The sequence below is a fragment of the Rasiella rasia genome (genome assembly GCF_011044175.1).
Classification (GTDB): domain Bacteria; phylum Bacteroidota; class Bacteroidia; order Flavobacteriales; family Flavobacteriaceae; genus Marinirhabdus; species Marinirhabdus rasia.
Window position 1 is genome coordinate 794,898 of the sequence record NZ_CP049057.1, and the last position, 15,644, is coordinate 810,541.

15 protein-coding genes are annotated in these 15,644 nt (G+C 33.9%); 14 read left to right on the forward strand and 1 reads right to left on the reverse strand.

Going from position 1 to position 15,644, the window contains the following annotated elements; genetic code table 11:
- Positions 1-222 precede the first annotated feature (222 nt).
- The 14 genes from G5B37_RS03700 (at position 223) to G5B37_RS03765 (ending at position 13,199) form a co-directional block, all read left to right on the forward strand.
- Positions 223-1,014, forward strand: coding sequence for a hypothetical protein (locus G5B37_RS03700; RefSeq protein WP_164678727.1), 792 nt, complete (start codon positions 223-225; stop codon positions 1,012-1,014).
- Positions 1,015-1,269: 255 nt separating this feature from the next.
- Positions 1,270-1,695 (forward strand): hypothetical protein, encoded by a 426-nt coding sequence (locus G5B37_RS03705; RefSeq protein ID WP_164678728.1) that lies wholly within the window; start codon positions 1,270-1,272, stop codon positions 1,693-1,695.
- A 252-nt stretch (positions 1,696-1,947) separates the two neighbouring features.
- Complete coding sequence (locus G5B37_RS03710; protein ID WP_164678729.1) at positions 1,948-2,712, forward strand: SOS response-associated peptidase; 765 nt, start codon at positions 1,948-1,950, stop codon at positions 2,710-2,712.
- 247 nt (positions 2,713-2,959) lie between these two features.
- The gene (locus G5B37_RS03715) at positions 2,960-3,310 is read left to right on the forward strand and encodes a hypothetical protein (RefSeq protein ID WP_164678730.1); all 351 of its coding nucleotides are present in this window, start codon (positions 2,960-2,962) and stop codon (positions 3,308-3,310) included.
- A complete protein-coding gene (locus G5B37_RS03720; protein WP_164678731.1) occupies positions 3,307-3,726 on the forward strand; it encodes a hypothetical protein in 420 nt (139 codons plus the stop codon). Before G5B37_RS03715 ends, G5B37_RS03720 begins: the two co-directional genes overlap by 4 nt.
- Positions 3,727-4,289: 563 nt before the next feature.
- Positions 4,290-4,925, forward strand: coding sequence for a hypothetical protein (locus tag G5B37_RS03725; RefSeq protein ID WP_164678732.1), 636 nt, complete (start codon positions 4,290-4,292; stop codon positions 4,923-4,925).
- Between the two features lie 353 nt (positions 4,926-5,278).
- Positions 5,279-5,572, forward strand: coding sequence for a type II toxin-antitoxin system HigB family toxin (locus G5B37_RS03730; protein WP_164678733.1), 294 nt, complete (start codon positions 5,279-5,281; stop codon positions 5,570-5,572).
- Positions 5,573-5,574: 2 nt separating this feature from the next.
- Positions 5,575-5,931, forward strand: a complete 357-nt coding sequence (locus G5B37_RS03735) for a helix-turn-helix domain-containing protein (RefSeq protein WP_164678734.1) — start codon at positions 5,575-5,577, stop codon at positions 5,929-5,931.
- Positions 5,932-6,989: 1,058 nt separating this feature from the next.
- A complete protein-coding gene (locus G5B37_RS03740) occupies positions 6,990-7,727 on the forward strand; it encodes a DUF6090 family protein (protein WP_164677997.1) in 738 nt (245 codons plus the stop codon).
- Between the two features lie 166 nt (positions 7,728-7,893).
- Complete coding sequence (locus G5B37_RS03745; RefSeq protein ID WP_164678735.1) at positions 7,894-9,687, forward strand: NACHT domain-containing protein; 1,794 nt, start codon at positions 7,894-7,896, stop codon at positions 9,685-9,687.
- Positions 9,688-9,921: 234 nt separating this feature from the next.
- Positions 9,922-10,449 carry a restriction endonuclease gene (locus G5B37_RS03750; protein ID WP_164678736.1) on the forward strand — a complete coding sequence of 176 codons (528 nt, stop codon included), beginning with the start codon at positions 9,922-9,924 and terminating at the stop codon, positions 10,447-10,449.
- Positions 10,446-10,922 (forward strand): TIR domain-containing protein, encoded by a 477-nt coding sequence (locus G5B37_RS03755; RefSeq protein WP_164678737.1) that lies wholly within the window; start codon positions 10,446-10,448, stop codon positions 10,920-10,922. Before G5B37_RS03750 ends, G5B37_RS03755 begins: the two co-directional genes overlap by 4 nt.
- Positions 10,923-11,137: 215 nt before the next feature.
- Complete coding sequence (locus G5B37_RS03760; RefSeq protein ID WP_164678738.1) at positions 11,138-12,559, forward strand: PIN-like domain-containing protein; 1,422 nt, start codon at positions 11,138-11,140, stop codon at positions 12,557-12,559.
- A 142-nt stretch (positions 12,560-12,701) separates the two neighbouring features.
- Positions 12,702-13,199: a hypothetical protein gene (locus G5B37_RS03765; RefSeq protein WP_164678739.1), complete on the forward strand. Its 498-nt coding sequence runs from the start codon at positions 12,702-12,704 to the stop codon at positions 13,197-13,199.
- Positions 13,200-13,535: 336 nt separating this feature from the next.
- On the opposite strand, the gene G5B37_RS03770 is transcribed toward G5B37_RS03765, so the two are convergent.
- A complete protein-coding gene (locus G5B37_RS03770; protein ID WP_164678740.1) occupies positions 13,536-14,693 on the reverse strand; it encodes a toxin-antitoxin system YwqK family antitoxin in 1,158 nt (385 codons plus the stop codon).
- Between the last annotated feature and the right edge of the window lie 951 nt (positions 14,694-15,644).

Genomic DNA, 15,644 nt, shown 5'->3' on the forward strand with positions numbered 1-15,644 from the left:
GAAATGTGACAAGAAGATTATCCTTCTGCTGAAAGATTTAATCGCACTCGCAAAGCTCGGGTCGTGCAACGTTAGGTAACAACGCATAAAGTCCATTGCTTATTTTTAGATACTCGGAATCAATTGCCATTCGGGAAATCAGGGAAATTCTATGTAACTTGGTCTGGAAGTTCCGCAACGGAACTTTATGCAAAACCGTTGGCAACAAGTAAAAATTAAAATGTGAACATAGAAGAAAACGAAGAATATCCTAAAGGTTGGAAAACAACTTGTACTCGATATGTTGGAATCATAGACATAATGGGTTTTAAAAATTTAGTTTCAAGAAACAGTCACAACAAGGTATATTTAATGATGAAATCTGTATCTGAATCACTATTTTATTCTCAGACTGGTTTTGGTTATGATTTAGATGAAAATGACGAACCGATTCAAATAGTTCACGTTATGACTTATTCAGACAGTATAATGATTTTTTCAAAGGATAATAGTAAATCGTGTGCCGATGCGTTTATAGGTTGTATCTCATTTTTATCACAACAATTATTTGAAGAAGAAATTCCACATAAAGGTGCAGTAGCTAATGGCAAGATGACAATAGATTATAATTCATCAATCTTTTTTGGACAACCATTAATTGATGCATTTGTGTTGCAAGATGAATTGCAGTTCTATGGTATAATAGCGCACTCTTCAGCCGAATTTAAAAAAGAATTCGATACTGATGAGAATGTGTTAGAATACAATTGTCCATTTAAAGGAGGTAAAGGAATTCATAAAACTATATTACCTGGATGTTTTATTTTAAAAGATCCTCTTGCGGATGAAGCGATTGATCGATTAATAAAAAGCGTTAAAAAATTACGTATTAATACATCTGGGAGTTTACGTAAATATATTGATAACACTATTGATTATATAAATTACGCCAAAGAAGAATTAAAAGAATATTTAGAATCTAATTTTAATACAGATATCGGCAATGAGCAAAATGATATTGATTTGCCCTTTTGATAATTTACCAGTTGCCAACAACGCATATAATACAGCGGTCACATTCCTCTTAAATTAAATTCCCTAAATTTATAAAATAATTTGGTACAGCGGATAATAACGTAACGGCGGCGCCACTGCCCCACAGCTGATTCGCACGCTGGCGCTTCCCACAAATGCTGACGCAGTTTTGTTGGCACTGCCGACGCTTGCCGCCCAAAACCCGCCGTATCATATGCAAAACCGTTGCGCTTCATACCTAAAAAAATCTAGTAAATGTTTGACGAATTAGAGAAATATAAAAAAACAAACCACTTCTTTTATAGTAAAAATGACGAATTAAAGGATGTTTGTAATGCCCCAAATAATGGAATTGGAGTATATTTAGTTTATGCTCTAAAAAACGGTAAAATTGATTTAGTATACATCGGATCATCGGGCAAAATAACTAATGATGGAAAAATGAAAATTAGGATTGGTGGAATGTGTGATCGACTGATTAACGGAAAACAATTTGGCGGGGCTAGAAGAAAGACTTGGAAAGATAAAGTTTTAGCGGATAATATTGAGGCGTTAGATGTTTATTGGTATCATACTTTTGACGAATTAAACAACGATATACCGAATTACGTAGAAGGCATTTTACTTCAAAGATATTATGAACTTTATGGCGGATTACCACAATGGAATAAAGAATACTAGTTAGACCGGTACGAAAGCACAACACCGCATATAATACAGCGGGTCTGATGATTAAGTGAATTGGATTTCCTACAAATAATCGTAAATTAGTCACGCGGATAAATAAGGAGTGGCGGCGCCACTGCCCACGGCTGATTCGCACGCTGGCGCTTCCCACTTTCGCTGACGCAAAATGTTGGCACTGCCGAAGCTGCCGCTCAAGACCCGCCGTATCATATGCAAAACCGTTATGTAACATAAATCAATTGAACTATGTGCTATGACATCAAAGCAAGTTTAGAAGCTCAATTGAACAGGGCTAGAAGAAGAAATGATTCTCAAGCAATTGAAGAAATTATTGAAAAACTTGCTCCTTTAACTGATCTTCCGATTCATCATAAATCAGGTTTTAGTCATCCTGAATTACTAATTTACACAGACCGCTCACCTATTTTTCCAGAAGTTGCAACTTGGGGCTTAGTTCCTCATTGGGTAAAGGATAATGAACAACTGAAAAAACTTTGGAATAATACCTTAAATGCAAGAGGTGAAACCATATTTGAAAAACCGTCCTTCAGAAATTCAGCAAAAAGTAACAGATGTATCATTTATGTTGATGGATTTTATGAACATCATCATTTTAATGGAAACACCTACCCTTTTTACATTTCAAGAAAAAACAATGAGCCTCTTGCCCTTGCAGGATTATGGAGCGAATGGAAAGATCCGGAAACTAACGGAATTACAAATACCTTTTCAATTGTGACAACTTCTGGTAACGAAATGATGGGTAGAATTCACAACAATCCAAAATTAAAAGAACCTCGGATGCCTTTAATTCTAGCAGAAGAATTTGAAGATAATTGGTTAGCTAAAATTGAGGACGAATTGGATATTAAAGCAATTCAGGAATTAATTCAAGAATTTCCGCAGGAGGAATTAGTGGCGTACACCGTTGGAAAACTTCGAGGAAAACAATACGCAGGAAACGTTGAAGAAATATCGGACGAAGTCATTTATGAAGAATTGATCTTTTAGATTTACGTTACATAACAACGCATATAATACAGCGTTCACATTCGGCTTTAATTAAATTCCCTAACTTTATAGAAAATTTGGTACAGCGGATAAAACCGATAGGCGGCGCCACTGCCCTGCCGACGCTAAAGCCAGATGCTACGCCACGTTGCTACTCCGCATCTACGCCCAGCCGAAGCAGCCGCTCATTACCCGCCGTATCATATGCAAAACCGTTACCTGCAAGCTAAAAAAACATCGTGTTGAAATGATAAACCGATTTTTTGAGAACAAACCAAAAGGACTTTCCAAAGATGAATATTGGAAAAAGTGGGAGTTTTTTGAACTTGTCGATGACTTGCACAAAGCTGAAAAAATTTTAGCAGAATTTAAGGGCGGATATTCTAACCGATTTGACTCTGCAGAAGACTTTCATTCTCATTTGGTCGATTATATTGACGACATTGAATATGGTAATCGTATAGACATCTCGGAATTATGGATTTGGTTTGCGCCAACTTGTGATTGGGATGATTTAGTTGGAATGGACGGATTAGAAATTGGAAACCGAATATATGAACGAGTAGATAATTGGAAAAAGCATAACCCTAAAGAATGAAATTTCACAAACCGCTTTTTTCGATTTTAATAATATCAATCCAACTGATTTTGTCTGTTATCAGTTACATAAACTTTATCGCTTGGGAAAAGGCAAACCCTGAATTTGTTGAACATATAAATCGGATTTTTCACGGAGACACCTTATTCATGTTTGTTTTAATCATCGGAATTTATGAAATGATAACAAAAACAGGTCTATGGAAAAAATTCATCCGAGTATTTTTGATTTGCATAGTTTTAGGAACACAATTTTCCGAATCTATACCTATTGACGATTTTTATTATGGTGTTTACAACACAGCTTGGTTTACATCAGTTTTAGCATTCGTTCTGATTTTAATTAAGTTTGGTAAATATAGAATTAGTAGAATGACAGATAAAAAATCAAACAATACGCAGAAAGCCAGCAGGTAACAACGTATATAGCTCATAGCTAATCAGTTACTCAATCGAAGTCAAGGTATATTTGCAAGTCCGCCAAATTTTTTAATTTGGCTTATTGAGAAAAAAAGGTAATAAGAAAACTAAAAAATTCGGCTCGTGCTTAACTGAAAAAATATCGCTAATTTACACGCTACGAGCCATATACAAAACCGTTACCAAACATTGGCACTAACGTTAGTTTAAACAAACTGTCTTTACATCGGATTTATTTACGCAACTTATCAAACCGAATTCAATATCGGATTCATTCACGCTTTCTTGGAATAGTGTTAAATCTGAAAGATGCGTCCACGGCGGACTCAATTGCGCTTGCGGGAAATGTGCCAAGAAGATTATCCTTCTGCTGAAAGATTTAATCGCACTCGCAAAGCTCGGGTCGTGCAACGTTAGGTAACAACGTATAAAGTCCATTGCTTATTTTTAGATACTCGGAATCAATTGCCATTCGGGAAATGAGGGAAATTCTATGTAACTTGGTCTGGAAAAGTTCCGCAACGGAACTTTATGCAAAACCGTTATACGCAATCTAAAAAATGAAAATATTAATTATTCCATTATTCCTTCTTTTTACAATATGCCCTTCAAATGCGCAAGATGCTGAAAATTATCGCGTCAAAAAAAATACTGGAAAAGTAGTAGTGACGCCTTATAATAATTCAGAAATAACAATTCTTCGCATTTCAGGCCTTTTCAGAAATGCAAGAAAAGTAATATATCTTGACACTTTAAATGGATATCAGGCGGAAGTTCCCAAATCGTTGGAAATACAAGAGACGAATAGTCCTTATAATTTTTGCATGATGATACCTCGAAAAGAAGGTCGAAAGAATGCGATATGCGTAAATTCTGCAAATAAGCAGGACTTTCAGAGCTTTGAAGATTTCAAAAACCACATAATAGGAAATCCCGAATATTTTAGAGATAATGGCCGAAATTGGTTGTGGGGAAATCAAAGCAAGCTAATTAATGTAACTCCAGTAACTTTTCAAAAATTTGATTCCTTTAAAGTTTCAATTGATATCGATGACCGAATAATTTTAGGGCAATTTATTCTGATTGAAACTAATGAATCCTATTTGTGGATAAACTACGTAGCTGATGAAGATACATTTGATTCTGATCTTGAATATTTCAAAATATTCTTAAATAAGTTCGAACTTTTAGAATAGGTCGACTGCGTATAACAACGTATATAATTTATGGCTTAGAGGGTTAAACGAGTTAAACTTCCTATATTTTTTCACTAACTTGTCAATCGGATAAAAACGGCGAGGCTTGCCACCCGAAATGGCGCTTTTACGCTGGCTAAATTGAAAAATTCGGCTCAATCAAGCGCTCAACGCTCAATTCGCTTTAGAATACATAGTCTAGGGTGGATTTCGCAAGAAGGGCTCATTAAGCCACCCTAGCAAGCAAAATCGCCACAAATCATATACAAGACCGTTGGGCACAAGCAAAGAAATTTAGTTAAAAGTTACCGTTTTGGTAACTTTTTGTTTATATTTGCGTCAAATACATTAATGTGAGAATAATTGCGAAGAGAACCTTACGAGATTTTTGGATAAAACATGCTGATTGCGAGCAACAACTCAAAGCATGGTATCGTGAAGCCGAAAAGGCAGAATGGAAAACCATAAATGAACTTAAGGCTGAGTATCCAAGTGCGAGCATTTTGACGGAAAACAGAATAGTTTTCAATATCAAAGGTAATGATTATCGACTGATTGTGAAATTTAACTTTGACTTTCAAATTGGCTGGATTAGGTTCATTGGAACACATGCAGAGTACGATAAAATTAACGCTAACGAAATTTGATTATGAAAATATCACCCATTAGAAACGAAAAGGATTATCAAAAAGCCTTAGAAAGATTAGAAGTCATTTTCGACGCCAAATTGGGGACACCAAAAGGCGATGAACTCGAAATATTGTCAATTTTGATTGACCGATATGAGAACGAGCATTTTCCAATCGAGATGCCAGACCCAATTGAAGCCATCAAATTTCGAATGGATCAAATGGGTATGAAACAAAAGGACCTTGCGGCTGTTGTTGGATTTAAAAGTAGAGTAAGCGAAATTCTAAATGGCAAACGAAAATTGACTTTGAATATGATTCGTCAACTCAACAAAACACTTCGGATTCCAACAGAGGTACTTGTACAAGATTACTGATTGGCATAGCCAGTGCCCAACAACGCATATAATACAGCGGTCAGATGGTTAAGTGAATTGTATTTCCTACAATTAATTGTAAATTAGTCCATCGGATAAAACTGATAGGCGGCGCCACTGCCCACGGCTGATTCGCACGCTGCGCTTCCCACTTTCGCTGACGCAAAATGTTGGCACTGCCGAAGCAGCCGCTCATTACCCGCCGTATCATATGCAAAACCGTTACCAAACATTGGCACTAACGTTAGTTTAAATAAACTGTCTTTACATCGGAATTATTTACGCATTTAATTACGCGGAATTCAATATCGGATTCATATATGCTTTCTTGGAATAGTGTTAAACCTGAAAGATGAGTCCACGGCGGACTCAATTGCGCTTGCGGGAAATGTGCCAAGAAGATTATCCTTCTGCTGAAAGATTTAATCGCACTCGCAAAGCTCGGGTCGTGCAACGTTAGGTAACAACGCATAAAGTCCATTGCTTATTTTTAGATACTCGGAATCAATTACCATTCGGGAAATCAGGGAAATTCTATGTAACTTGGTCTGGAAGTTCCGCAACGGAACTTTATGCAAAACCGTTACCAAACATTGGCACTAACGTTAGTTTAAAGAAACTGTCTTTACATCGGAATCATTTACGCAACTTATCAAACCGAATTCAATATCGGATTCATTCACGCTTTCTTGGAACAGTGTTAAATCTGAAAGATTCGTCCACGGCGGACTCAATTGCGCTCGCGGGAAATTGTGTATATTAGGCTTGCTTACTATTAAACAAGGCTTAGAACGGCTCTTTTAAGCTCTGGTCGTACCACGTTAGGTAACAACGCATATAATACAGCGTTCACATTCGGCTTTAATTAAATTTCCTAACTTTATAAAAAATTGATACATCGGATAAAACCGATAGGCGGCGCCACTGCCCTGCCGATGCTAAAGCCAGATGCTACGCCACGTTGCTACTCCGCATCTACGCTCTGCCGAATCAGCCGCTCATGCCCCGCCGTATCATATACAAAACCGTTGGGTTTCATTATGACTAACCAATAATTAATGATAAAATTCTTTAGAAAAATAAGACAAAAACTAATCTCTGAAAATAAATTCAGTAAGTATTTGCTTTATGCGATTGGAGAAATAGTATTAGTAGTTATCGGAATTTTAATTGCTCTTCAAATTAATAATTGGAATGAACAGCAAAAAGTAAAATCGAATGAAATAGCTCTTCTAAAAACTTTTAAAAGAAGTCTTGAAAAAGACTTAGAAAATATTGACTCGAACATTGAAGAATTTAGAACTGTTGATTATTCCATAAACATTCTAATCAAGGTGTTTGAAGACAATTTACCTTATCAAGATTCATTGAATTTTCATTTTCTAAATTCAACTGCTAGATGGATGCCAACTATCGAACAAGAAGTTTATGCAACCATGACCGCAACCGATTTAAATATCATAACGAATGATAGTTTGAAAATAGAAATTGTAGATTACTACTCATTCGCAAAAAGAAAGTTTGACACTAGTATAAATCGCTATGCAAATGTCATTGAAAATGCAAGTAATAATATTTTTAATACAAGATTTGATAGATTGTGGAATACTGAAGATAGAGCAATGATACCGCATGACTTCGAATTATTAAAAGTTGATAAAGAATATAATTATTTCATTAAAAGTTTAAATAAACAATTATGGTTTGAAGTAAGAGATCCATTGAATAAAGCAAAATCTAAATCTGAGAAACTGATTACTCGAATTGAAAATGAATTATTGAAACTTGAAGAATAACGAAAACCCAACAACGTGTATAATCAATTGCTTGATTTTCGCCTACTTGGAAATTCCTTCGGAATTTCCTCTAGTTCGTTTTTGTTTACTAACTTAATCCTAGCCAACGCAACTAATCATACACGAAACCGTTGGGCATAATTATAATATACGTGTGATTTCATAAATGGAAGTTGATTTAATAATATTTCAAAAGTTAATTGAAATTTCGGTTGAAAAATCGGTGGGATTTCTTGGAAGATTTTTCGTTTCTGAGCCTAAAATAATCGCAAAGGATATCAATGAAGGCATATCATTTAACCTATCCAAAGCTATTACCTTTTCAGAAAATCTATCCACTTTTAAACTCCCAGATACCAAAGATCTGCTAGAAAACTCCGTGCAACTAGAAATGCATAACCAAAATCGCATTTTTAAAGCTAAAAAAGGAGGTAATACAGTTACAGAGGAACAACTACTTTACGACCCTAGACATACTTTAATTTTAGGAGATGTTGGTGCTGGTAAAACAACAACGCTAAAGCGATTGGTGCGAAAAAGTTTTGAAACACTATTTTCTTCGAAAAAAGAAACTTTTCCGTTTTCATTTTTAGTTGTTATAAAAATAGCTGAGATTAAAAATAGTGAATCATTGATGACTCATCTTTGCAATCAGTTGAGAATTCCTATAGACAAAGTTGAAATTAAAGACCATAATGATAGAATAACTGGTTTTAAATACCAAATTGGCAACACAACGATAGAAGATGGGTTATCAAGTTATCTTAACGATGTGCCAACAATAATTTTCTTGGATGGCCTAGATGAAGTAAAATCACAAATTAGAGATAGCTTATTTAATGAAATTAAGAATCTTTCACAGTCTTTACTTAACTCCAAGATTTTTTTAACATCTAGATACATTCAGGAAATTGGAAGTTTTAAGCAATTTGTCAATTTTGATATATGCTCTCTGGATATTGACCAGAAAAAATCCATATGCTCGATTTGGTTAGACAATCCAAAAAAGTTCCTAAAAACTTTAAAAAAACTACCATATTACGATTTATCAGATAGACCACTGTTTTTGACATTTCTGATTCTCATTTATCAAAACAATAACTATATCTTACCTTCTCGTTCGATTGATATTTATCGACAAATAATTCAATTAGTTCTTAGAGACTGGGATGATGACAAAGAAACGAAAATTACAAGGTATTCAAAATACCAGCATTTTGACTTAAATAAAAAAGAAGATTTTCTTTCAGAATTAACCTATGAATTGAGTTACACTTTCGAAGTAAAAAAGACATTTAACCTTTTTGAATTGGAATCTGCGTATCAAAAAGTTTATTTAAGGTATCCAGAACTTACAAAGAATGATAGTAAAGCCATTATAAAGGATTTGGAATCAATTAGTGGACTAATAATTGAACTAAATAACAATAATTTCGAATTTAGTCATTTGTCACTTCAGGAATATCTATGTGCCAAATATTTAATTTCTATTCCTTTATCAAGAACTCATTATCATATTTTCAATAAATTTCCTTCATCGGTAGCAGTTGCGAACGTGCTTTCTCCAAGACCGGCAGAGTGGTTTGCCTTTTTATTCATTAATCAAACTATTGAAACGAAACACATTCACAAATTACAATTAACTCCTGTCTATGAATTCCTAGATCGTTTGCTTATCGAGAAGATTCATTTTCCATATGCAAGTAAAGAGCTGGGTGTTGCTTTAATTTATTTGAGATCTGATTTTTTTGATAAAGAAATTCAAAAAAAAATTGATAAGATATTTAAATTAAATAATGTTATAAACTCTTTAAATAAAGCTTTACAATATTTCTATGTTGATATCGAAGAAGAATACATTACCTTAAAAAAGAACCGTTTACCATTCTATTCAAATCTCAATTTACCTAATCTGGACGGAATGTCTTTTGAATTCAAAGCTAAATATTATTGGAAATAACTATGCCCAACAACGCATATAACACAGCGTTCACATTCGGCTTTAATTAAATTTCCTAACTTTATAAAAAATTGATACATCGGATAAAACCGATAGGCGGCGCCACTGCCCTGCCGACGCTAAAGCCAGATGCTACGCCACGTTGCTACTCCGCATCTACGCTCTGCCGAATCAGCCGCTCATTACCCGCCGTATCATATGCAAAACCGTTGTAGGCAATACGAGAGAAACTAAATGAATAAAATTAACTTATCTGAAATTGATAATTGGGAGCAGTTCGAAAATCTCGCTTCAAGATATTTCAATGAGATTATTCAATTAGAAGAAAATCATCTGACAGAAGTCATTGTCAATAGAACTGGAATTGGACCTGATGGTGGTCGAGACATTTTGTTGACTATGAGAGTTAACGATTCCATAATGCCATTTGAACGAAAATGGGTAGTTCAATGTAAATTTTACGATAAACTTAAAAAAAGTAATTTAGATAAAATTGACATTCCTACATTATTAGAAGAATATAGAGCAGATGGTTATTTACTAATTTGCAAAAACTCAGTTACATCAGGAGTTACGAATACATTTGATAATTTAAGTCGGAACTGTAGGTGGAATCGCAAATATGTTATTTGGAACGGAAGTGATTTTGAAGAAAGGCTTTACAAAACGACTGACCTACACGAACATTTTTTTCCTGAATTTTATGATTATAAGGTTAAAAGAGCGAAATCTATAGATATAACAAAAATTTTATCGGAATGAAAAAAACTGCATTTATATCATATTCAATGGACGATAGTCAATTATACGTTCTTTCTTTGATTTCCGAGTATTTATCAAACAACGGTTACTATGTGGAAAATAGTTATAATAGCTTAAATCAAGGTCAAAATTTTGAATTTGCCGTACGAAATAAAATAGCTAAAACTGACCTTTTCATTGGAATCGCTTCACATTCAGGTGTTAATTCACAATCAGTTATGAAGGAATGGGAAATCGCACAGATAAATAAAAAAACTTCCGTTTTCATAATTGAAGATACTGTTCCAATTAATCCAGCATTTGAACAAGGTAATTTAATAATTAGATTCAATCGACATTTCCCTGAAGAAAGCGTAAATAACTTGAGAAAGATGATTGAGAAGGAAAAGAAAAATGAAAATAATTCAGCATTGAATTGGGTTGTCGGTGGATTATTGGGTATTGCAATAATTAAACTATTGTCTGACGAATAAGTACTGCCTACAACAACGTATATAGCTCATAGCTAATTAGTTGCTCAAACGAAGTTAAAGCGTATTTGGTAAGCCGCTAAATTTTTAAATTTGACGATTTCCAATAAAAAGATAAATAGTAAAATTTAAAAATCTGGCTTGTGCTTAATCCGAAAATAATCGCTAATTTTCACGCTACGAGCCATATACAAGACCGTTGGCAGTAATTAGACAAAATGACGAACAAATATTTAATAGATGAAAATGAAGAAAAATCATTGTTTAATGATGCCTTAATTATTTTTGACACTTCTTCCCTACTTGATTTCTATTACTATTCAAGTAAAACACAAAATGAAATTTTTGACACTGTTTTTAGAAAAATAGAAAATAGAATGTGGCTTCCATATCAAGTTTTCTATGAGTTTCAAAAAAATAGAGATAAGGTAATGATGAAGCCTATCGAAACATATCAAAGTTTACTATCAAAAAGTAAAGACAATAAGGATAGTGGCCACTTTGACGAAATGCACTCAATCATAAAAAAATTCAAGACTGAACAGATAGCTAATGTTAAAGGACATTTAAAAACACTTGTAGAAAAAACTCATAAAGATGATAAACATCCATTTTTTGAAGATAAATATTTTGACCATCTAGAAAAAAGGATTAATCTTTTAGACGAATATCTGTCAAAAACAGATGAGGAATTCAAAAATTTCAAAAAGCTTCTAGAAAAAGACATAAAAAAGAAAATTAAACAAATTGAAAAAATAAAATCAAGTGATTCAGTTTATCATTCTTTTAAAGAAAATTTCACAATAGGTGAAGAATGGAATTATGATGAATTATTAGCTATTAGTAAAGAGGGAGAATTTAGGTATAGAAATGAAATCCCACCTGGTTTCGAAGATTTTGATGAAAAAAGTGGTTTTCAAAAATATGGAGATTTAATCCTCTGGAAACAATTACTAAAATATGCTAATGTAAATGGAAAACCTGTCATATTTGTTACTAACGATAACAAGAAAGATTGGTGGTATTTTGATGGAAATATTAATACTAAATCGCCTAGACACGAATTAATTTCAGAATTTAGTTCTAACAATGAACAAAAATTTTGGATGTATAATTCAAATGATTTCCTCTATAAAATTAAAAAAATCCTAGATTTAGAAATAGAGGATTCATCGATAGAAGAAGTTAAAGAAGTTTATGAATCACATTCAAGTTCAAATAAAGACTCAATCCTCGGCGAATGGTTAGCTAAAAAACATAAGTGGAGGATGTTTATAACATTTGAAGGTAAAGAAAAAGATAACGGTCTTGATTTTTTAAGCATTAATAATGACGGAGTGAAACAAGGTTTCGAAATGAAAAGAGCGATAACTAGCAATTATGCATCAATTTTTGGTAATCTTAAAAAATCTATATTGAGCAAAACAGAAGTAATCTCTAAGAACAGTCTGGATAGATTTACACATATTATAGAAGGAAAAAACAAAGCCTCAGCAACTATAATTGCTAGGCATTTAGTTCGAGCGAATCCAAGAAAGGTTTTAAGAGAAAATGAAAATGATTTTAATGTAATTGTCGGATATTTTGATAAATCAAGAAAGGAATTTATTGCAACTTTTGAAAGTGAGAAACTAAAATAACTACTGCCAACAATGTGTATAATTCATTGCTAGTTATAGCCTACTTACGAAAGTCCTCGCAGACTTTCTATCTGTGATTTATTTGCTAACTTTAGTGCTGAAATTCGCAACGAAATCATACACTAGACCGTTATACCGCATTTTGGAAAAAATAGCTCAAAACATAAAACTCGGAACAAAAACTTGGATCAGTAAAATAGGATTGATCCTTTTTTTTATTGGATTACTTAGTGTTTTTGGGTTCTTTATACTTTGGGTTTCCGGAAACAGTTTACCAAGTGAGATGCAGTTTTTATATTACGGCTTCGTAATTGGAGATTCATTACTCTATTCTGGACTAACCGGATTGATCCTGACTCTTTTGGGCATCAGAATTGCGAATTTTCGAATATATGAAAACGCAAATTTGATTTTTCAGCCTGGAGAGGAAATACAGCTGATTTCAAAAGCTGAACGGATTGAAATTGAAAAATGGCAAATAGGAAAAATATTCGTTCGCAAAGAATGGTTTTCAAATGATTATAAATTTCGGATTAAAACAACAACCAACAAAGAGTATTATTTGAGAGCTGACAAATCTCTGATCGACAAATTTTCAAATAAGTTTGAACACAAAATGAATTTAAGAAACGCGGTATAACAAAGCATATAATACAGCGGTCACATTTGGCTATCATTAAATTCCCTAACTTTATAAAAAATTGGTACAGCGGATAATTACGTAGTGGCGGCGCCACTGCCCACGGCTGATTCGCACGCTGACGCTTCCCACTTTCGCTGACGCAAAATGTTGGCACTGCCGAAGCTGCCGCTTAAAACCCGCCGTATCATATGCAAAACCGTTATCTACAATTGCTCGAAATAAACATTAACAGTTTAACTAGTAACTTACAGTAATATCCTTATTAAAAATCGAAGTTTTCAATATTTTTATTAAATACTTTGTATTTTAGGTAAGCACAGGAAATTATATTCTTTATTCTATCTTAGTGTAGATTGGATGTGGAGCATACACAATATCTTCTCTTTCTTCAAGAATAGTTTCTCCTACTAAATTTCCATTTTCATAAATTACTCTTTTCAACAATTTTCCTTCGATATCAAATTCCTTTGAGACGCCGTCTAAACATCCATCGATATAATTAGAATCCTGAATAGCCACATCATGAAGTTGAAATGTAAGATATTTATTTTCAAAAGAATGGAAAGGGATTGCACGTTTTATAGGAAAAGGCTTATAGTCTTCATTACAATTTTCTGGATTTCCGTAAGAAACAATTCTAATTAAATTCTCTCCATCCATTGAATACATCTTCCAAGTACCAATTTTGAATTTGTCTTTAATGTAAGATTCGACAATAAGTACTTCATCTCTATACATTTTCCATTCTTCGATTCCATCACGACTTATAGCTTCTAACCTGTATATACTGCCATTAATTGGATTTACATTCTGGCTTGTGAATTCAATCAATTGCCCATTACTAAATTTACCAGAATATGTTGCATTAAGGTTTGGATCTGTTCCAAATATTTCACCATCAATTATACCATTTTTCAAATAATACCTAGTTGTCAATTCACCATCAGGACTCCAAGCTTGCCATAAGCCATCCTTTAAGCCGTTTTCATCAAACTGTCCAATATATTCCTTATTGCCATTTGAAAAATACTGCCTTATTTCACCAGTTTCTAACCCATTTGAAAAGGTTTTAATTGCATATAGTTGTCCATTTTTATGATATATTTCATGATCTCCGTAAGGCACATTGTCCTTGTAGAGGAATTTGCCTTTTAACTCTCCTGATTCATAAAAATCTTTAAAGTATCCATTAAGCTGATTTTTATTATAATTGCTGATAGCTTGAATTGATCCATTCGTATAATAGTACTTAACCTCGCCCTCCCAAAAGTCTTGGGTATTGCTTGAAGAATATCCGTGAGATTGAATTTGCCCATTGATATAATAATCTTTGACTTCAAATAATTCGCCTACTTTTTTTACCGGAGGACGGTAGAAAGAAGCATATTCCTTTATTACAACTTTCCAATCCTTATCATAAAAAATTGTGTCATTTTGTGAAAAGCAAATACTGAATGAAGTCAAAAAGATGAGTGTGAAAATATTCTTCATATTTAAATCTTTAAAATTTTAAGTTTAAAATAATTATTTACAATTATAAAAATATTCAATAAACTATACATTAAGTAATTGGATATTTAATTAGATAGGGGTAGTCTCGCAAAAATAGATAACAACGCATATAATACAGCGGTCAGATGGTTAAGTGAATTGTATTTCCTACAATTAATCGTAAATTGGTCCATCGGATAAAACCGATAGGCGGCGCCACTGCCCTGCCGACGCTAAAGCCAGATGCTACGCCACGTTGCTACTCCGCATCTACGCCCAGCCGAAGCAGCCGCTCATTACCCGCCGTATCATATGCAAAACCGTTACCAAACATTGGCACTAACGTTAGTTTAAAGAAACTGTTTTTACATCGGAATTATTTACGCAACTTATCAAACCGAATTCAATATCGGATTCATTCACGCTTTCTTGGAATTGTGTTAAACCTGAAAGATGCGTCCACGGCGGACTTAATTGCGCTTGCGGGAAATGTGACAAAAAGATTATCCTTCTGCTGAAAGATTTAATCGCACTCGCAAAGCTCGGGTCGTGCAACGTTAGGTAACAACGCATAAAGTCCATTGCTTATTTTTAGATACTCGGAATCAATTGCCATTCGGGAAATCAGGGAAATTCTATGTAACTTGGTCTGGAAGTTCCGCAACGGAACTTTATGCAAAACCGTTACCAAACATTGGCACTAACGTTAGTTTAAACAAACTGTCTTTACATCGGATTTATTTACGCAACAAATCAAACCGAATTCAATATCGGATTCATTCACGCTTTCTTGGAATAGTGTTAAACCTGAAAGATTCGTCCACGGCGGACTTAATTGCGCTTGCGGGAGATTGTGTATATTAGGCTTGCTTACTATTCAACAAGGCTTAGAACGCCTCTTTTAAGCTCTGGTCGTACCACGTTAGGTAACAATGCATATAATACAGCGTT

What these genes read in the sequence shown, in the direction of transcription:
- G5B37_RS03745 (WP_164678735.1), top strand. Translation starts at nt 7,894, where the DNA reads ATGGAAGTTGATTTAATAATATTTCAAAAGTTAATTGAAATTTCGGTT.
- G5B37_RS03720 (WP_164678731.1), top strand. Translation starts at nt 3,307, where the DNA reads ATGAAATTTCACAAACCGCTTTTTTCGATTTTAATAATATCAATCCAA.
- G5B37_RS03725 (WP_164678732.1), top strand. Translation starts at nt 4,290, where the DNA reads ATGAAAATATTAATTATTCCATTATTCCTTCTTTTTACAATATGCCCT.
- G5B37_RS03755 (WP_164678737.1), top strand. Translation starts at nt 10,446, where the DNA reads ATGAAAAAAACTGCATTTATATCATATTCAATGGACGATAGTCAATTA.
- G5B37_RS03705 (WP_164678728.1), top strand. Translation starts at nt 1,270, where the DNA reads ATGTTTGACGAATTAGAGAAATATAAAAAAACAAACCACTTCTTTTAT.
- G5B37_RS03715 (WP_164678730.1), top strand. Translation starts at nt 2,960, where the DNA reads ATGATAAACCGATTTTTTGAGAACAAACCAAAAGGACTTTCCAAAGAT.
- G5B37_RS03710 (WP_164678729.1), top strand. Translation starts at nt 1,948, where the DNA reads ATGTGCTATGACATCAAAGCAAGTTTAGAAGCTCAATTGAACAGGGCT.
- G5B37_RS03740 (WP_164677997.1), top strand. Translation starts at nt 6,990, where the DNA reads ATGATAAAATTCTTTAGAAAAATAAGACAAAAACTAATCTCTGAAAAT.
- G5B37_RS03770 (WP_164678740.1), bottom strand. Translation starts at nt 14,693, where the DNA reads ATGAAGAATATTTTCACACTCATCTTTTTGACTTCATTCAGTATTTGC.
- G5B37_RS03735 (WP_164678734.1), top strand. Translation starts at nt 5,575, where the DNA reads ATGAAAATATCACCCATTAGAAACGAAAAGGATTATCAAAAAGCCTTA.
- G5B37_RS03750 (WP_164678736.1), top strand. Translation starts at nt 9,922, where the DNA reads ATGAATAAAATTAACTTATCTGAAATTGATAATTGGGAGCAGTTCGAA.
- G5B37_RS03760 (WP_164678738.1), top strand. Translation starts at nt 11,138, where the DNA reads ATGACGAACAAATATTTAATAGATGAAAATGAAGAAAAATCATTGTTT.